This is a genomic window from Bacillus inaquosorum KCTC 13429 (assembly GCF_000332645.1).
In the GTDB taxonomy this organism is placed as follows: Bacteria; Bacillota; Bacilli; order Bacillales; family Bacillaceae; genus Bacillus; species Bacillus inaquosorum.
Map to the genome: position 1 here is coordinate 287,677 of NZ_AMXN01000003.1, position 18,918 is coordinate 306,594.

Genomic DNA, 18,918 nt, shown 5'->3' on the forward strand with positions numbered 1-18,918 from the left:
GACTATGATTTTACGTTTTATTTTACCATAGAATATGCGGGTGATGACCGAATTTTTTAGTTTGGGAAAGATTTTCTGTAAATTTAGTCATTTCCCTGATAATTCTCAACTAGAACCGGCTGAAGCTGCTGATACACCAATGCCTTTTCAATGGTTTGCGGTAACAGATCCATTTTGGCTACCATTGAATTCGGTTTTTTAAATGGATCGTCTTGCCCGAATGGAATAAAAAAGATATTTTTTGTTGACATGAGCCTCATTAAATTTGTTCCGTTTAATCCGAGAGCATCATTTGTGGAAATGCCAAGAACGACCGGCCGATTGTTTCGGATTGTCGCTTTTGCCGCCATCAGCACCGGACTGTCCGTCATGGCATTTGCCAGCTTGCTCATTGAATTGCCTGTTAAAGGAGCAATGACCATGCAGTCAAGGGGCAGCTTCGGCCCAAGGGGCTCTGCCTTTACAATCGAATCAATGGCCTCATATCCGGTCAGGTCTTCAATTTTTTTAACCCATTCTGCTCCCTCTCCAAATCGGGTATTTGTGGACTTCACGTTAAATGTGACAACCGGACGGACTTCAGCACCTTCGTTGACCAGCGCCTCAATTTGCGGAAAAACCGCTTCATATGTGCAATGCGAGCCGGTCAGCCCAAACCCGATTCTTTTTCCTTTTAATGACGACATGCTTATTTTCCCTCCTCAGCTTGTATTTCAGCCAAAAGCTTGCTCAAGACGTTTGCGAGGATTTGTCCGGCTGTTTTAGGAGCGACAATCCCTGGAAGACCTGGGGCAAGAAGTGCTTTAATCCCCTGTTTTTCGGCATATTTAAAATCCGTTCCCCCGGGACGTGAGGCCAGATCCAATATTAAGGTTTTTGGTGTCATGCTAGAAAGTACCGTTTGATTTAAAATCATACTTGGTATGGTATTAATACAAATATCTATATCTTTTACATGCTCTTTCAGCTCATCGGTATGAAAAGGAATGAGCCCCATTTCAGTGATACGTGCCAGATGTGCTGAACTTCTTGCCCCCACTTTTACATTCGCCCCGAGCGCGGCAAATGTACGGGCAATCGTCATCCCGGTGCGCCCCAGACCTAGAACGGCCACCTTAGATCCGTGTATCGTATAATCCGTGTGCTGAATAGCCAGCATGATCGTTCCTTCTACTGTCGGAATAGAATTGTATATCGCAATGTCATCCCGCTCAAACAGCTTAACAAGTTTTCTGTTTGCTTGTGCTGCAATGTTTTCTAAATAGGCGTTAGAAATTCCTGAGAAAATGACACAGTGTGCAGGCGTTTTGTCGAGATGTTCTTGTTTTAACACAACCTCTTCATTCGAAAATACAGTCGATACGACACCTTCCCCTGTTGTCGCAGACACTGGTAGAATGATGCTGTCTATTTGCTGAAAAGGAATTTCATCAATATTGCATTTTACTGCTCCGGTAAAACCATGATCCAATTGGTCAAAACCGACAAGATAGATGTCAGCCTGCTGTTCAGTGAGCTTTCTTATAATTTCGAGCTGTCTTGCGTCACCGCCGATAACTGCAATTTTCAATCCGGTTAACATTCTAAACGTTCACCTTCTTTGTATATACTGGATCTCTAGTTGTTAAGCTCCCCTTCATCTTATGATCAAAAGGAAATACCGGTGAATTAAAACATGCGCTTTTTTCATATAAAAAAACATCGGCTGCCGGAGCCGATGTTTCATGTTTACTTTAGAGCCCGCATCACAGTCACTTTGGGCTTTTTTCATTTACTCTTGTCGAGGAGACATTTCCTCAGGTACGTCTAATATGATCATATCTGATCCGATCTTTTGAATATGATGCCAGGGGACACGAATGTCTTGACCGTGTTTTCTCAAACCAAACCACTTAACTGTCGGAATGAGGAGTGCTGTAATCTGGCCATCCTGTTCATTGATTTCTAAATCGGTCTGGCCAAGCACTCCCAGCCGTTCAGCTCTTTTGATGTCTACAATTTCCTTTCCTGATAATTCACTGAGCCGCATGTCTGTCACCCCCTTGTACTATGTATGTTCAAAAGGATAAAAAAATGCCTGCTCCGTTATAGGGCAGGCATTTCCTTTTAAGACGGCATATTGCCGGAAGGGCTGATGAGTGCCAATGCATAGTCATCAGTAAACAATTGTCTGGCAAGACCGTTGACACGCTCTAAGTTCACGGCGTTTAATTCATTGATGATCTCATCTAATGTTTTATGTTTGCCGAGCAGCAGTTCATTTTTCCCGTTTCGGCTCATTTTGCTGTTTGTGCTCTCTAAGCTCAGCATCAAGCTTCCCTTCATTTGCTCTTTGCTGTTTTCCAGCTCTTTCGAGGTAATGCCGTCACGTTTTAATGTCGCAAGGGTTTCTTGAATTGTTTCTGACAGCTGCTGAAGCTGATTTGCACCGGTTCCGCCATAAATGGTAAGCATTCCGCTGTCCTCATAAGAGCTGTGATAGCTGTAAACAGAGTAAGCGAGGCCTTTATCTTCGCGGACATCTTGGAACAGCCGGCTGCTCATACTGCCTCCGAGCACATTATTTAGGACGATTAAATCATAAATGCGTTCATGGCCAACCTCAAGGCCTTTAAATCCAAGGCACAAATGAGCCTGCTCTGTTTCTTTTTTTCTTGTCAGTTTTTCCGTGTAGAACTCGGGTTTCTCAAGACCTGTCGCTTTGCCCTTCGCCTCGTATGACCCGAACCATTTTTCTACATCTTTGATAAAACTGTCAGATATATTGCCCGCTACCGAAATCACCACTCTGTCCGGTGTATAATAATCATGCATGTATTGTCTGAGAGAGTCACCATTGAAAGAAGCAAGCGTTTCTTCCGTGCCAAGAATTGGGTAGCCTAAAGAATGATTGCCGTAAGTGGCTTTGCTCAGTAAATCATGCACAATGTCGTCCGGTGCATCTTCGTACATTTTAATTTCTTCATATACTACATTTTTTTCTTTTTTCAGCTCGTTTTCATCAAATGTTGAATGAAAGAACATATCTGCTAATACGTCCAGCGCGTAATTCGCATGCTCGTCAAGCACCTTTGCATAGTAGCAGGTATATTCCTTTGAGGTAAACGCATTGACCTGACCGCCAATACGATCAAAAGATTCTGCTATCTCGCGTGCAGATCTTGTGCTCGTCCCTTTAAAGAACATGTGCTCTAAAAAGTGAGAAATCCCGTTTATCTCCGGCGTTTCGTGCCGTGAACCTGTGCCGATCCACACGCCGATCGCAACAGAACGGACTGTCGGGTTATTTTCCAGCACAACTCTTACACCATTTTGACACGTATATCGTTTTATCAAATTTGTTCCTCCTATTCAAAGACAAGCTGCCTGCATCTGTTACTTCAACAGTCTGGTTTCATCCATTAGTTCAGTGACTGTTCCAAGCGCGTATCCTTTATCTTTTATCTTTGTAATCAGCGCTTCAAGACTTTCCGCCGTGGGTTCGGTCGGATGCATTAAAATCATGGCACCATTATGTATCTTGCTTAACACTCTCGTTTGGAGTACAGAAGGAGCCGGTTTTTGCCAATCAATCGTATCAACTGTCCACATAACTGTTCCCATCTGTTTCTCAGCTGCAATGTCGACAACCGCTTTTCTGAAACTTCCGCTCGGCGGAGCGAACCACTTCGGCTTATTGCCGATTGTTTGTTCTATTTGCTCATTTGTCTTGTCAAGCTGCTCGGAAATTCTTCCTGTAGTCAGTTTGCTCATATCCGGATGATTGTATGAATGATTTCCGATTTCATGTCCGTCTTCTGCAATCTTCTTAGCGAGCTGTTCATTGTTTCTCACCCAATTGCCTTCTAAAAAGAACGTAGCCTTGACTTGGTGCTTTTGCAGAATAGGGAGCATTTTTTCCAAATACTCATTTCCCCATGCCACATTAATTAAAAAAGCCACCATCGGTTTATCAGGATTTCCTTTATAAATAGGCTCAGGCTGAAGAGACTCAAGATGAACGCTTGGTTTTACTTGGCTGTATACCAGATCGTTTTCGCGAAACTCGCCGTGCTTTTTCATTTTTTTATATGATTTTTCAATATTGACCTTCAATCCATTATAGCCGGGAATGCTTTTCCACACTTTATCTATTCTGGCATTCTGGGGCTTGACTTCGTACTCTGGCGCTTTTTGAAGCAATTCTTCATATAACGGGTCTTTGGACGCCGTGACAGTTACCGTATCTTTTTTCATTGCCCCTATATAATCAAGTGCGTACGGATTTTTCATCATCTCAAATGAGACAAAAAAAAGAAATAGAAAAACGGCAAACGGTACAAATTTTTTGTACATGTTCTGTCCCCCCTCACCTCACATTATGAAGGAGAAGGACAAGGTAGAACCCGCCTGCGCTTTAAAAGCTTCAAAATAAAGAAGCCGGGTCTCCCAGGCTCCTTTTATGTTTTCATTTAAGATTGTTGTTCTTCTTTTTCTTTCTCTTCACGGAGCACCGCTTTACGAGACAAATTGACTCGTCCTTGTTTATCAATTTCAGTGACCTTGACAAGAATTTCGTCTCCGATTTTTACAACATCTTCAACTTTTCCTACGCGTTCAAGCGCAAGCTCTGAAATGTGCACCAAACCGTCTTTTCCGCTGAAAATTTCAACGAAAGCCCCGAATTTTTCGATTCGTTTTACTTTACCTAAGTAAAGCTGGCCAACTTCAACTTCTCTGACAAGGTCTTCGATGATTTTTTTCGCTTTTTGGTTGCTGCTTTCATCTGTTGAAGAAATAAAGATTGTGCCGTCCTGCTCAATATCAATTTTAACACCGGTTTCTTCGATGATCTTATTGATTTGTTTTCCGCTTGGCCCGATGACATCGCGGATTTTATCAGGATTAATGGCCATTGTTAAAATCTTAGGCGCATATCGAGAAAGCTCTTTTCTTGATTCGCTTAATGTCGCAAGCATGCTGTTAAGGATTTCCATTCTCCCTTTTTTCGCCTGCTGTAGCGCTTCTTCAAGAATCTCTCTGGAAAGGCCTTCGATTTTAATGTCCATTTGCAGCGCCGTTACGCCTTTTTCAGTCCCAGCTACTTTAAAGTCCATGTCTCCAAGCGCATCTTCCATGCCTTGAATGTCAGTCAGAACAGTGTAATGTTCGCCTGATTTGACGAGGCCCATCGCGATACCAGCAACTGGAGCTTTAATCGGTACACCGGCATCCATCATTGCAAGTGTGCTTGCGCAAATACTTGCTTGAGACGTAGAACCGTTTGATTCAAGCACTTCTGATACAAGACGGACAGTGTAAGGGAAATCTTTTTCAGACGGAATAACTGGCTCAAGCGCACGCTCACCCAGTGCTCCGTGTCCGATTTCACGGCGTCCCGGTCCACGCATCGGTCCTGTTTCCCCAACGCTGAATTGCGGGAAGTTGTAGTGATGCATAAACCGTTTCGACTCTTCTACACCTAAGCCGTCAAGGATTTGCACATCTCCCAGAGCACCTAACGTACATACGCTGAGAGCCTGAGTTTGTCCCCTTGTAAACAGACCTGATCCGTGCGTTCTTGGCAAGAGGCCAACCTCTGAAGAAAGCGGGCGGATTTGATCGACACCGCGGCCGTCCGGTCTTACTTTTTCTTCAGTAATCAGGCGGCGCACTTCATTTTTCACCATCTTGGATAAAATCTGCTTCACTTGCTTGATTGTGTCTTCATCATGCTCTTCATCCTCGAATTTTGCCACCACTGCATTTTTCACTTCATTAATGGCATCTTCGCGGGCATGCTTTTCATGAACTTGGATGGCTTTCAGCAGGTCCTCTTCTGCTAAAGCTTTTACTTTTTCACTAAGCTCTTCATCAACTTCATAGAGCGTAATTTCTGATTTCTCTTTGCCGACTGCTGCAACAATTTCTTCTTGGAATGCAATCAGGCGTTTAATCTCTTCATGGCCGAACATAATGGCTTCAAGCATGGTTTCCTCAGGAACCTCTTCCGCTCCCGCTTCTACCATGTTAATGGCATCTTTCGTGCCGGCAACGACAAGATTGATGTCGCTTTTCTCAAGCTGATCGACTGTTGGGTTAATGATAAATTGATCATCAATGCGTCCGACAGTTACCCCTGCAATCGGTCCTTCAAACGGAATATCCGATACAGAAAGAGCAAGAGATGAACCGAACATAGCAGCCATTTCAGAAGAGCAGTCTTGGTCAACACTCATGACAATGCTGATGACTTGAACTTCATTACGGAATCCATCTGCAAACAAAGGACGGATCGGACGGTCGATTAAACGGCTGGCAAGAACCGCTTTTTCACTTGGGCGTCCTTCTCTTTTAATAAATCCGCCCGGAATTTTTCCTACCGCATATAATCTTTCCTCATAGTTTACAGTAAGCGGGAAGAAATCAAGCGGTTTTGGTTCTTTTGAAGCGGTTGCTGTACTAAGCACTGCTGTATCACCGTAGCGGATCATCACAGCACCGTTTGCCTGTTTGGCAAGCTGGCCGGTTTCAACTGTAAGCGTTCTTCCGGCCCAATCTATGGTAAAGACATGTTTTTCTTGTCCCATACGATTACGAACTCCTCTCTTCGTTGTGTGAAATAATCAATTACTCCTATTATGAACGAAATGAATTGAACATATCAATGTCAAAGTAGTATGTAAAAGGATTTCAATGATTTGTTATAAGAAATTTCGCTTTAATACGATAAAAAAGCGGGAATCCTCCCGCTTTTTACGATTATCGACGTAAGCCTAGTTTGTTAATTAACTCACGGTAACGAGTTACGTCTTTATTACGTAGATACGTAAGAAGATTACGACGCTTACCTACCATTTTAAGAAGACCGCGACGTGAATGGTGGTCTTTCTTGTGAGTACGTAAATGCTCGTTCAAGTTGTTAATTGAGTCAGTTAGGATAGCGATCTGAACTTCTGGAGATCCAGTATCAGATTCGTGTGTTTTGAACTCGCTGATGAGTTGGTTTTTACGCTCTTGAGTAATTGCCATCCTGTTTCACCTCCAAATCATATTTAGCCCCAGTTACCTAGCAACCGTCGGTGACTTCGGATTGCCAAGCAATGGTTTTAAGACTACGAAAACTATCATACTAAAAATCGGGCCTATATGCAAATATTTTAGAATAAAATTTGTGTGCATTGCATGTTATTTCCGCAGATTGCTGAAATAACGGATGGCTTCCTGCTTATCTTTCTCAATTTGCTCTGTTAATTCTTTGATGCCATTGAATTTTCGCTCGCTCCGAATCCGTTTATACCATTCGATCTTTATAGCGGCTCCGTATACCTCCTGATCGAAATCAAACAGATTGACTTCAATTGAAGGCTGCTCCGGACGTTTTTCATAAAACGTCGGCTTATAGCCGATATTGCAAACGCCATTGTAGACTTCGCCGTTCACTTCCGCTTTTACGGCATATACACCCGTCGGCGGAACGATATAGCTGTTATTTAAACCGACATTTGCTGTCGGAAACCCGATGGTCCGCCCTCTTTTATCACCGTGAATGACAATTCCTTTAATAAAATAAGGCTGTCCGAGCAAGACATTCGCCAATTCAACGTCTCCGTTTTGAAGCGCGGTACGGATATACGAGGAACTGATTTTTTTATCCTGCTCCGTTAATTTTTCTACCATTGTGCACTCAGCTTTTCCTTCTAAATCATGCGGCATGGTCTCCATTGTTCCCTTGCCGTATTTCCCGTACGTAAAGTCAAAGCCCGCCACTGCGTGCTGCACATTAAGGCCGATAATATACTGGTCTGCAAACTGCTTAGGAGAAAGAGAAGCAAATACTTCATTAAATTTAACGACATACAGAATCTCTGTGCCTAATTGTTCAATTTGGTTTATTTTATCTTCCAGAGGCGTAATCAGATCCTTTGGCTCCTGCTCCCTGCCCAATACATGAGAAGGATGAGGGTGAAAGGTCATCACAGCTAATGCCAAGCCCTTTTCTTCAGCTATTTGCTTCGCTGTGCCGATTACCTTTTGATGTCCAAGATGAACGCCGTCAAAATACCCTAACGCCATCACAGACTTTGCCTGCTCCTCTTTGATTAAATGATGAGGATGTGTAATATGTATCGTCTTCACAGAACGGTCACCTTTTTTCTATTGTTCGCTTTTTTGCATCAATACTTTTGCCGGCTTTAACAGCCCATTTTTTGCAGGATGGGGGAAATAGATCGCCAAACAGCTTCCGGATTCAGTAAAGACGGCAATGCGGTCTTCGCCTGTCATTTCAGAAAACTGCTCGGGCGTCTCAAGCAAAGCCCCATTTTCTACTTTCTTAGCTAATGTATCACTTATGATCCATTTCGGCAAATGATTGAGCGCACGTTCAATAGGAACTGTATACTCTCCTACGGTTCCGGACTGGACCTGTGCTTCCAGTTCTTCAAAGGTAAAGCATTCGTCAAGAGAAAAGTCTCCGGATGCCGTACGGATTAAATGAGACATATGAGCCGGAAATCCGAGCTTTTCTCCGATCATGACCGCCAGCGTCCTTACATAGGTCCCTTTGGAGCATGTTACCGTAAACCGGAAACTCGCGGTTTCTCCGTTATGTTTAATCTCTGTAGTCAGGGCAATGTCTTCAATGGTAATCATGCGTTTCGGACGTTCTACTTCAATGCCTGCTCTTGCGTACTCGTATAATTTTTTGCCGTTTACTTTTACAGCGGAATACATGGGAGGAATTTGTTCCTGTTTACCCTTTAAACTGTTTAACACCTTTTCTACATCGGCTTTATCAATATCTTGACTGACAGGCTTTGTTTCAACTGTTTCTCCGGTTTGATCCTCTGTTGTCGTTGAAAAGCCAAGTGTTATTTCCGCATCATACGTTTTAGACTTTTCAGTTAAATATTCGACAATTTTTGTCGCCCTTCCCACACAAATCGGAAGCACGCCTGACACTTCTGGATCGAGCGTTCCCGTATGCCCTACTTTTTTTGTTTTTAACAGTTTTCGGATCTTCATGACACAGTCATGCGATGTCATGCCAACTGGTTTATGTAAAAGGAGAACTCCGTTAACCATTTGTCCTTTCACTCCTTCTTTTGAGCTTTTCTCTTTAAAACGCAGAAAAGAGGACAGACGATATACGCCTATCCTCTCCATTTTTATTCAGATGGTTTCTCTGAATGTATTTCGTGAATCAATGTTTCGATACGATTTCCGTAATCGATTGATTCATCGAACTCAAATTCAATTTCAGGCGTTTTTCGAAGTCTGATACGGCTGCCAATTTCGGATCGGATAAATCCTTTCGCTTTAGCCAGCCCTTTCAGCGCTTCCTCCCGTTTTTTCTCGTCACCGAGAACCGAGATATACACCTTTGCAATTTGCAAATCACCTGATACACGTACATCCGTTACTGTCAGAAAACCAATTCTCGGGTCTTTCAGCTTGCGGCTGATAATATCACCGAGTTCTTTTTTCATTTGCTCGCCGACACGGTTTGCTCTCATACTCAATTCAATCACCTCTAAGTTAAAACCACTCTGTTCTAGTGATCGTCCGTTCAATTTCAGGAAAAGAATCGATAAACGCCAAAACGCGCTGCAGCTCTTTTTCTGTTTGAACGCGAGAGGAAGAAACAGCGGCGATTCCAAAGCTGGTTCTTTGCCAAGTGTCTTGAAAGCCAATCTCCGAAATCGAAACATTGAACTTATTTTGAACCCTGGTTACGATCCGCTTCAGAACGGCACGCTTTTCTTTTAGCGATCCTGCGTCATAAATGATGCATTCACACTCCGCAAATCCGATCACGTTCTTTCAATTTCTTGCATGACAAACGCTTCAAGGATGTCACCTTCACGAATGTCATTGTATTTCTTAATTGTAATACCACATTCATAGCCTTGTGAAACTTCTTTCACATCGTCTTTAAAGCGTTTCAGAACGTCTACTTCGCCTTCGAAGATGACGACGCCGTCACGAATTAAACGGAGGCCGCTGTCGCGCGTAATAGTTCCTTCAGTAACATATCCGCCGGCAATTGTACCGATTTTAGATACTTTGAATGTTTGTCGCACTTCTACTTGACCAATTACTTTTTCTTCATATTCAGGATCAAGCATACCTTTCATGGCAGCTTCAATCTCGTCGATTACTTTGTAAATGATACGGTGAAGTCTAATATCTACATTTTCAGCTTCAGCCGTACTCTTAGCATTTCCGTCCGGTCTCACATTAAACCCGATAACAATTGCATTGGAAGCAGATGCCAAGATAATGTCAGATTCAGTAATCGCACCAACGCCCGTATGGATGATTTTCACTTTAACGCCTTCTACTTCAATTTTTTGAAGTGCGGCTGTTAAAGCTTCAGCAGATCCTTGAACGTCAGCTTTTACGATGATGTTGATGTCTTTTACATCACCTTGTTTAATTTGCTCGAATAAGTCATCAAGACTGAGCTTTGCTTTATCGCTGCGCTGCTCTTCAAGCTGTTTCGAAGCACGGGCTTCCCCGACAGAACGAGCTGTTTTTTCATCTTTAAAGACAAGGAATTGGTCTCCCGCTTGAGGGACATCATTCAAACCGGTAATTTCAACCGGAGTTGACGGGCCGGCAGTTTTCACACGGCGTCCAATGTCGTTAACCATTGCACGGACACGGCCGAATGTGTTGCCGACTACGATCGGATCACCGACATGCAGTGTTCCAGTCTGTACGAGCAATGTCGCAACTGATCCTCTGCCTTTATCGAGTTCCGCTTCAATAACCGTTCCTTTTGCCTGGCGATTCGGGTTCGCTTTCAGTTCCTCTACTTCACTGACAAGCAAAATCATTTCAACGAGTTCATCAATGCCTTTTCCAGTTAAAGCGGAAAGCGGAACAAAAATTGTTTCTCCGCCCCAAGCTTCAGGGACAAGCCCGTATTCCGTCAGTTCTTGCATCACACGGTCAGGATTTGCGGATTCTTTATCAATTTTATTCACAGCAACGATAATGGGAACCTCAGCTGCTTTTGCATGGTTAATCGCTTCTACTGTTTGCGGCATTACACCATCATCAGCAGCAACAACGAGAATTGTAATATCAGTTACTTCTGCACCGCGTGCACGCATTGTTGTAAATGCGGCGTGACCCGGAGTATCCAAGAACGTAATTTTCTTGCCGTTCTCTTCAATTTGGTAAGCACCGATATGCTGAGTGATTCCGCCTGCTTCTCCTTCAACAACCTTCGTTTTACGGATACTGTCAAGAAGCGTCGTTTTCCCATGGTCAACGTGACCCATGATCGTAACGACAGGAGGACGAATTTCGAGATCCTCTTCATTATCAGGCTCTTCGTATTTTTCCAGCTCTGTTTCTTCAAGCACAATGACTTCTTCTGTTTCAACACCATATTCTGATGCAATGAGTTCAATTGTATCTTTATCAAGCTCTTGGTTGATGGTTGCCATTACACCAAGAAGCATCAGCTTTTTAATGATTTCTGAAGGCTCTTTGCCAAGCTCTTCAGCCAGTGCGCCGACTGTTAAAGTACCGGAGAACGTAATTTTCTCAGGAAGCTCTTTTTTCGGCTTTACAGGCTTTTGCTGATATTGATTTTTATTGTTGTTGTTACGTTTATTTTTTTTGTTGTTGTTATTCTTCTTGTTTTTGTTAAATTGATTATTCTGCACGTCATTCTTCTTTCCGTCTCGAATTTTATTTGGTTGATTTCCAGCTGATTGCTGATTAACCCCTTGCGGCTGTTTGTTTTTGTTCGTTTCTGCAGGCTTTTGAGATTTAGCGGCTGCGCTTGCGCCGCCTTTTTTATATTTGGCATCAAGCTGTTTAATGGCCTTTTCTTCAAGCATGGCCATATGATTATTCACTTCTAAATCCATGTTTTTCAGTGCGGTCAAAATTTCCTTACTTGAAACATTTAACGCTTTTGCATATTCGTATACTCTCATTTTAGCCATTCGTTCACCCCCAAAAATATTAATCGAGCAAGCTGATCAGCTTATTCGCAAAACCTTGGTCAGTGACGGCGACAACGACACGGGCTTCTTTACCGATAGAGCGTCCAAGAACCGCGCGACTCTCGACTTTTTTATAAGGGACTTTATAATAATTGCACTTGTCGGTTACTTTTTTTGCTGTATTAGATGATGCATCCTCTGTAAGCAGGACAAGCTTTGCACGCGCATTCCTGATTTCTTTAATTACCAAGTCCTCGCCTGACACGACCTTACGAGCTCGATTGGCCAGACCCAGCAAGGGAAACCATTCCATTCCAGACATTTTATTTTTTCACCTTTTCCGCCAGCTCCAGCAATTCTTCGAAAATCTGGTCATCGATTTGTGATTGAAATTGATTTTGTAAAGTGTTTTTCTTTTTTGCTGCTAAGATGCACTCTTTATCCAGCGTTAAATAAGCACCCCGCCCGTTCTTTTTTCCGGTCGGGTCTACTGAGATTTCGCCTTCTTTCGAACGTACAACTCGGATCAGTTCCTTTTTAGGCTTCATTTCCCCAGTCACTACACATTTGCGTAACGGGATCTTCTTGTGTTTATTCACCTAAGGTCACCTCTTATTCATCCGATTCAGCAGTTTCAGGCTCCGTAAAGAGCGGCTCATCGTCTTCTTCTTCAAGTTCTCTCGGATAGATTCCAAGTTCTCTTGCGTCCGTTTCGCTCTTAATATCAATCTTCCAGCCTGTCAGTTTAGCAGCTAAGCGTGCGTTTTGTCCTCTTTTGCCAATCGCCAGAGACAGCTGGTAATCAGGAACGATAACAGTTGTCGCTTTTTCTTCTTCATTAACGATGACATCCAGCACTTTCGAAGGGCTGAGCGCATTCGCGACAAATTCTACAGGATCACTGGACCAGTTGACAATGTCAATTTTTTCACCTTTTAATTCATTGACGATCGCCTGAACACGCTGGCCTTTAGGGCCTACGCATGAGCCGACAGGATCCACGTCAGGATCATCTGTGCGGACAGAAATTTTTGAACGGTCGCCGGCTTCTCTGGCAACAGATTTCAGCTCGACAGTTCCATCATAAATTTCGGGCACTTCAATTTCAAACAAACGCTTTAACAGGCCTGGATGTGTTCTTGACACATAAATCTGCGGACCCTTCGTCGTTTTTTCTACTTTTGTGATATATACCTTAATGCGGTCATGAGGCTTGTAGCTCTCATTCGGCATTTGCTCATTAACCGGCAGCAAGGCTTCAATTTTGCCTAAAGACACGTAGATAAACTTATTGTCCAGACGCTGGACAATACCTGTCATGATGTCTTCTTCACGGTCGATAAATTCAGAATAAATCACACCGCGCTCAGCTTCGCGCACACGCTGTGTGACGACCTGCTTCGCTGTTTGAGCAGCTATGCGCCCAAAATCCTTAGGTGTTACTTCGATTTCGACGACATCGCCGACCATATATTCCGGATGGATGCCCTGCGCCTCTTCAATAGAGATCTCCAGTCTTTGGTCGTATACTTCGTCAACGACATCTTTTCTTGCAAATACACGGATGGAGCCTGTTTCACGGTTTAAATCCACCCGTACATTTTGCGCTTGATTAAAATTCCGCTTATAAGCAGAAATTAAGGCAGCTTCGATTGCTTCAATGATAATTTCTTTACTGATGCCTTTTTCTTTTTCAAGAATCGTGAGAGCATCTAATAATTCACTGCTCATTTAACGGTCTCCCCCCTTAAAACATTTGTATTCATTAGAATGTAACAGCTAATCTTGCATTAGCTATCTTTTCATACGGAATATTGATCCGTTTCTTTCTTGTTTTGATCGTGATCTCAACTGTCACTGTTTGTCCATCAAATTCAGCCAGTTCACCTTCAAACACTTTAACGCCCTCAATAGGCTCATACGTCTTAATGTACACATTTTTTCCAAGTGATTTTTCGAAATCGGCCTTTTTCTTTAGCGGACGCTCAGCTCCCGGAGATGAAACTTCAAGAAAGTAATTTTGGCTGATTGGATCTGCCTCATCAAGCTTTTCGCTTAAAGCTTCGCTTACTTTGGCACATTCCTCAATATCCACACCGTCATCGGAATCAATAAACACGCGAAGGAACCAGCTTTGACCCTCTTTGACAAATTCAATGTCAACGAGTTCAAGCTGAAGGCTGTCTACGATTGGCTGAGCCATTTCTTGAACGGTGTCAGTCACTTTTTTGCTCATGTTCTTCCTCCTTGTGCTGTCGATCTCATATTCGTCTCGTCACTCTGCATAAAAACCCTGCTTCAAAAGAGCAGGGGCTAAAAAGTAAACGATGAACATGTCGAGACAAAATTCTCTTGTTCAATACAAAAGAGCGGGTTTCCCCACTCTTTGCCTCGGTAATCGTTAGCATTTCCAATAAAACTATACCATAACCATATTTTTATTGCAAATGGATATACGCTTACCTTCATACCTAAGCAAATGACAGAGACTCTAATGTTACGATGGCACTTTTTACGCCTATGTATGCATAGAAGCAGAATTTCCAGAGAAATTCTGCTTTCCATGTTAGAACAGTGACAATTGGTTTTGATCAGGCAGTGATTCCAAGCAGCCATGACGATCTAAATACTCTAGAATCGTTTTTGACACTTTCCCTCTCTTTTGTAAATCTTCTTTCGAGAGGAATTCACCTTCTTCACGAGCCTTTACAATGTTCAGAGCGGCGTTCGTCCCTAATCCAGGAATGGAGTTAAACGGCGGGATAAGACTGTTGCCGTCAATAATAAACTCTGTAGCGCTGGAGCGATATAAATCGACTTTTTGGAATGAATAGCCTCTTTCACACATTTCAAGCGCTAATTCTAAAACAGTCAGAAGGTTTTTTTCCTTCGGTGAAGCATCAAGTCCTTTAGAGTTAATATCCTCCATTACAGCCTTGATTGCTGTAGAACCCTTGATCATTGTATCAATATCAAAATCGTCTGCACGAACAGTAAAATAAGCCGCATAATACAAAAGCGCGTGATGGACTTTAAAGTAAGCAATGCGGACTGCCATTAATACATAAGCTGCGGCGTGGGCTTTCGGGAACATGTATTTAATCTTTTTACAAGAATCAATATACCAGTCTGGGACATTGTTATTTTTCATTTCTTCTTCCCATTCAGGCGTTAATCCTTTTCCTTTACGCACAAATTCCATGATTTTAAAGGCAAGGGACGGCTCAAGGCCCTGATAGATTAAGTAAACCATAATGTCATCACGGCAGCCGATAACCTCACTCAGCTCACAAATATTATTGTGGATGAGCTCTTGCGCATTGCCGAGCCATACATCAGTTCCGTGAGACAAGCCCGAAATCTGAACGAGCTCGGAAAAAGTTGTCGGCTTTGTGTCTTCAAGCATCTGCCGGACAAATCGGGTTCCGAATTCAGGGATTCCAAGAGTGCCCGTTTTACAGCCGATCTGTTCTTCTGTAACACCGAGTGATTCGGTTCCCTGGAAGATCTTCATCACTTCAGGATCATCTGTTGGAATTGTTTTCGGATCAATTCCGCTTAAGTCCTGAAGCATCCGAATGACGGTCGGGTCATCGTGTCCGAGAATATCGAGTTTCAACAGGTTGTCATGGATGGAGTGGAAATCAAAATGAGTCGTTTTCCACTCTGAACCCGTGGCATCTGCCGGGAACTGAATCGGTGAAAAATCATAAATATCCATATAATCCGGAACGACGATAATACCCCCAGGGTGCTGTCCAGTCGTCCGTTTAACACCTGTACATCCCTGTACGAGCCGATCTACTTCGGCCCCGCGCATGTGAAGGTTATTGTCTCCGGCATAGCCTTTTACATAACCATAAGCTGTTTTTTCTGCAACAGTGCCTATTGTTCCCGCACGATATACGTTGTCTTCTCCGAACAATACTTTTGTGTAATTGTGTGCTTGCGGCTGATATTCTCCTGAGAAGTTCAAATCGATATCAGGTACTTTGTCCCCTTTAAATCCTAAGAACGTTTCAAACGGAATATCATGTCCGTCTTTTTTCAAAGGCGTTCCGCAATGAGGACATGTCTTGTCAGGCAGGTCAAAACCGGAACCGACAGAACCATCATTAAAGAACTCAGAATGCTGGCACTCAGAGCATACATAGTGCGGCGGTAGCGGGTTCACTTCAGTGATCTCAGTAAGCGTCGCAACTAATGAAGATCCTACGGAACCACGGGAACCTACAAGATACCCGTCATCTAGTGAACGTTTTACAAGTTTGTGAGAGATCAAATAAATAACAGCGAAGCCGTGGCCAATGATACTCTTTAATTCTTTTTCAATCCGCGCTTCCACAATTTCAGGCAGCTGTTCGCCGTAAATGCTTCTTGCACGCTGATAGCTCATTTCTCTGATCTCTTCATCAGCGCCTTCGATTTTCGGTGTATACAAATCATCTTTAATCGGCTTGATGTCATCAATTAAAGAAGCAACCTTTTGGGTATTGGTGACAACGATTTCCTTCGCTTTTTCTTCGCCTAAGAAAGAAAATGCTTCAAGCATTTCGTCTGTCGTTCTGAAATGCACTTTCGGCAGTTCATGCCTGTTCAGCGGATTGGCCCCGCCTTGAGAGGATATTAAAATCTTTCTGTAGATTTTATCCTCATCATTCAAGTAATGAACATTTCCCGTAGCAACAACCGGTTTATTAAGCTTTTCACCCAGTTTCGTGATATTCGCAATAATTTCTTTCAGCGACTTTTCATCACGGACCAGCTCAAGCTCTAGCAAGTGACGGTACACTTCAGGCGGTTGAACCTCAAGATAATCATAGAATGACGCGACATCTTCAACCTCTTCAGGCGATTTTTGCATCATCCCTTCAAAAACCTCTCCCCTGTCACAGGCCGAACCGATCAGAAGCCCTTCCCTGTATTTCTCAAGTTGAGATCTCGGAATACGAGGCACTCTGTAAAAATAATGAATATGAGAAAGTGACACAAGCTTAAATAAATTTTTAAGCCCCGTGCTGTTCACAGCAAGTAATGTTGCATGATACGGTCTTGATCTTTGATAAGCGTTGGACTGTCCCATATTTTCATTCAGCTCATCATGGTACTGAATGCCTTTTTCAGCTGCGTCCTTCAGCATTTTCAGGAGCAAATAAGCCGTCGCTTCAGTATCGTATATCGCACGGTGGTGCTGTGTGAGTTCGATATCAAACTTTTTACAGAGTGTGTTCAGACGGTGGTTCTTAAATTCCGGATAGAGAAAACGGCCTAGCTCAAGCGTATCAATGACTGGGTTTTTAGCTTTTTCGACTTCAAGAAGCTTTTTATAGGCTACATTTAAGAATCCCATATCAAAGCTCGCATTATGAGCGACAAGGATATCATTGCCGATCCATTCTCTGAAATCTCTTATCACGTCTACGACATCCGGAGCGTCGCGAAGCATATCATCGGTGATGCCAGTAAGCTCTATGATTGTGGCTGAAAGCGGACGATGCGGGTTCGCAAACGCCTCAAATTTATCAATAATTTCTCCGCCTTTTACTTTTACTGCAGCCAGCTCAATAATGGTATCGTATACAGCAGACAGTCCTGTCGTCTCGACGTCAAAAACAACATATGTTTCTTCCTCAAGCAGACGATGTGCAGCGTTATAAGCAATTGGCACGCCGTCATCAACAAGATTCGCTTCCATCCCGTAGATCATTTTAATTCCATGCTTCTTGGCGGCAGAATACGCATCAGGGAAGGATTGAACGACAGCATGGTCAGTCAAAGCAATGGCCTCATGCCCCCACTTTTTCGCCTGTTCGACAAGCTTTCCAATCCCCGTCACAGCATCCATTTGGCTCATCGGGGAATGCAGGTGCAATTCCACTCTTTTTTCTCCTTCAGGAGCCGTATCTTCGCGGGTTTTCGCTTTCATTTCATTTACGTCATTTGCGATCATGACGAGATCTCTGACGAAAGTGTCATTTTGAATACTTCCGCGTGCTTTTACCCACATTCCTTTTTTCAGAGACTTCATCAGTGCCGCATCTTCTTTTTCACGTGCAAACATTTTGATTAAAATACTATTTGTGTAGTCTGTAATTTTGAAGATGCATAGCGTGCGCCCGCTTTTCAGCTCTCGGGTCTCCACATCAAACACATAACCCTGAACCGTAATTCTCCGTTCTTCGTCCATGATGCTGTCAAGTGTCCGGATTTCTTCGTTATCTTTAATTTGATAACCGATGACAAGAGGCCCAGATGGCGCTTGATCTTCATCACTTTCTTTGTCTTTCTTCTCCATTTCAATCAGCGCTTGCATGGCCCGCTCTTGGTCTTCTGCAAGCTTTTGTTCCCGAAACTTTTGAACTTCTTGCTCGGATACAAATATTTCGGCATCAAGCTGAAGGTCCGGGAAACCAAATTGACGGTAGCCTGCTTGAATCATGGAACTATATTTGTTCTTAAGTGCAGCAGCTTCCGTATCCGTTTTTGTTTTGACAATCAGTTTATTACCCTTCAGCTTCGGTTTTTGCTGGTTTAATAGACTGATAATCGGCGGCGAAATGCCTTGCAGTTCTTCAATGCAGCGTGACCAGTAGTCTTGTACAAGACTTTCGCTGACCTCTGCATCTTGCACTTCGATTGATGATGTAACTTTTGCTATGTGGGCAAACGATTGCGTCAGCCTCATTGTTAATGTGTCATATATTTGAAAAGGCAGCAAAGATTTAAATTGAAAATGAAAATGCCAAGACTTTGTCGCTTTGTGTATCGTCAGCTTTTTAATCTCGCCATCTTCAAAGTATGTCATGAAGGTATCATCTGTCATATTAATCTGCTGCAGAAGAATTTGAAACTGCCTTCTGTTTACTGATAACTGTTCCATTCAGACAGTATCCCTCCCTAAAAACATCATAAGTGAAGGTACCTCAGGCAATGAGGTACCTTCTATTATTTCTATTTTAACATGTTTTTT

Annotated in this window: 17 protein-coding genes; all 17 read right to left on the reverse strand. The window is 43.0% G+C overall.

The features are described from left to right. Positions 1-83 precede the first annotated feature (83 nt). Positions 84-686 carry a dipicolinate synthase subunit B gene (dpaB, locus tag BSI_RS11845; protein WP_003238472.1) on the reverse strand — a complete coding sequence of 201 codons (603 nt, stop codon included), beginning with the start codon at positions 684-686 and terminating at the stop codon, positions 84-86. Between the two features lie 2 nt (positions 687-688). Next, complete coding sequence (gene dpaA / locus BSI_RS11840; RefSeq protein WP_003238474.1) at positions 689-1,582, reverse strand: dipicolinic acid synthetase subunit A; 894 nt, start codon at positions 1,580-1,582, stop codon at positions 689-691. Positions 1,583-1,771: 189 nt separating this feature from the next. Beyond that, on the reverse strand, positions 1,772-2,029 hold the full coding sequence (locus BSI_RS11835) for a YlmC/YmxH family sporulation protein (RefSeq protein WP_003238478.1): 258 nt from the start codon (positions 2,027-2,029) through the stop codon (positions 1,772-1,774). Positions 2,030-2,106: 77 nt separating this feature from the next. Continuing rightward, positions 2,107-3,336: a M16 family metallopeptidase gene (locus tag BSI_RS11830; RefSeq protein WP_003238480.1), complete on the reverse strand. Its 1,230-nt coding sequence runs from the start codon at positions 3,334-3,336 to the stop codon at positions 2,107-2,109. Between the two features lie 39 nt (positions 3,337-3,375). Then, positions 3,376-4,335 carry a polysaccharide deacetylase family protein gene (locus BSI_RS11825; RefSeq protein ID WP_003238482.1) on the reverse strand — a complete coding sequence of 320 codons (960 nt, stop codon included), beginning with the start codon at positions 4,333-4,335 and terminating at the stop codon, positions 3,376-3,378. A gap of 116 nt (positions 4,336-4,451) precedes the next feature. Beyond that, positions 4,452-6,569 (reverse strand): polyribonucleotide nucleotidyltransferase, encoded by a 2,118-nt coding sequence (gene pnp, locus BSI_RS11820; RefSeq protein WP_003238484.1) that lies wholly within the window; start codon positions 6,567-6,569, stop codon positions 4,452-4,454. A gap of 172 nt (positions 6,570-6,741) precedes the next feature. After that, the gene (rpsO, locus tag BSI_RS0121125; protein WP_003154182.1) at positions 6,742-7,011 is read right to left on the reverse strand and encodes a 30S ribosomal protein S15; all 270 of its coding nucleotides are present in this window, start codon (positions 7,009-7,011) and stop codon (positions 6,742-6,744) included. Between the two features lie 156 nt (positions 7,012-7,167). Beyond that, positions 7,168-8,118 (reverse strand): bifunctional riboflavin kinase/FAD synthetase, encoded by a 951-nt coding sequence (ribF, locus tag BSI_RS11815; protein ID WP_003238486.1) that lies wholly within the window; start codon positions 8,116-8,118, stop codon positions 7,168-7,170. Between the two features lie 18 nt (positions 8,119-8,136). Continuing rightward, positions 8,137-9,066: a tRNA pseudouridine(55) synthase TruB gene (truB, locus tag BSI_RS11810; protein ID WP_003238488.1), complete on the reverse strand. Its 930-nt coding sequence runs from the start codon at positions 9,064-9,066 to the stop codon at positions 8,137-8,139. An 83-nt stretch (positions 9,067-9,149) separates the two neighbouring features. Continuing rightward, positions 9,150-9,503 (reverse strand): 30S ribosome-binding factor RbfA, encoded by a 354-nt coding sequence (gene rbfA / locus BSI_RS11805; RefSeq protein WP_019258420.1) that lies wholly within the window; start codon positions 9,501-9,503, stop codon positions 9,150-9,152. 16 nt (positions 9,504-9,519) lie between these two features. Continuing rightward, entirely contained in the window at positions 9,520-9,798 is a 279-nt protein-coding gene (locus BSI_RS11800) for a DUF503 domain-containing protein (RefSeq protein WP_003238492.1), read from the reverse strand. After that, the gene (gene infB / locus BSI_RS11795) at positions 9,795-11,948 is read right to left on the reverse strand and encodes a translation initiation factor IF-2 (RefSeq protein ID WP_003238494.1); all 2,154 of its coding nucleotides are present in this window, start codon (positions 11,946-11,948) and stop codon (positions 9,795-9,797) included. Before infB ends, BSI_RS11800 begins: the two co-directional genes overlap by 4 nt. 19 nt (positions 11,949-11,967) lie before the next feature. Further along, the gene (locus BSI_RS0121130) at positions 11,968-12,270 is read right to left on the reverse strand and encodes a YlxQ family RNA-binding protein (protein ID WP_003220946.1); all 303 of its coding nucleotides are present in this window, start codon (positions 12,268-12,270) and stop codon (positions 11,968-11,970) included. A 1-nt stretch (position 12,271) separates the two neighbouring features. Beyond that, complete coding sequence (gene rnpM / locus BSI_RS11790) at positions 12,272-12,547, reverse strand: RNase P modulator RnpM (protein WP_010334283.1); 276 nt, start codon at positions 12,545-12,547, stop codon at positions 12,272-12,274. A 13-nt stretch (positions 12,548-12,560) separates the two neighbouring features. Continuing rightward, positions 12,561-13,679 carry a transcription termination factor NusA gene (gene nusA / locus BSI_RS11785; protein WP_003220941.1) on the reverse strand — a complete coding sequence of 373 codons (1,119 nt, stop codon included), beginning with the start codon at positions 13,677-13,679 and terminating at the stop codon, positions 12,561-12,563. Between the two features lie 34 nt (positions 13,680-13,713). Next, the gene (rimP, locus tag BSI_RS11780) at positions 13,714-14,184 is read right to left on the reverse strand and encodes a ribosome maturation factor RimP (RefSeq protein WP_003220940.1); all 471 of its coding nucleotides are present in this window, start codon (positions 14,182-14,184) and stop codon (positions 13,714-13,716) included. Between the two features lie 330 nt (positions 14,185-14,514). Next, positions 14,515-18,828, reverse strand: a complete 4,314-nt coding sequence (locus BSI_RS11775; protein ID WP_003238501.1) for a PolC-type DNA polymerase III — start codon at positions 18,826-18,828, stop codon at positions 14,515-14,517. Positions 18,829-18,918 lie beyond the last annotated feature (90 nt).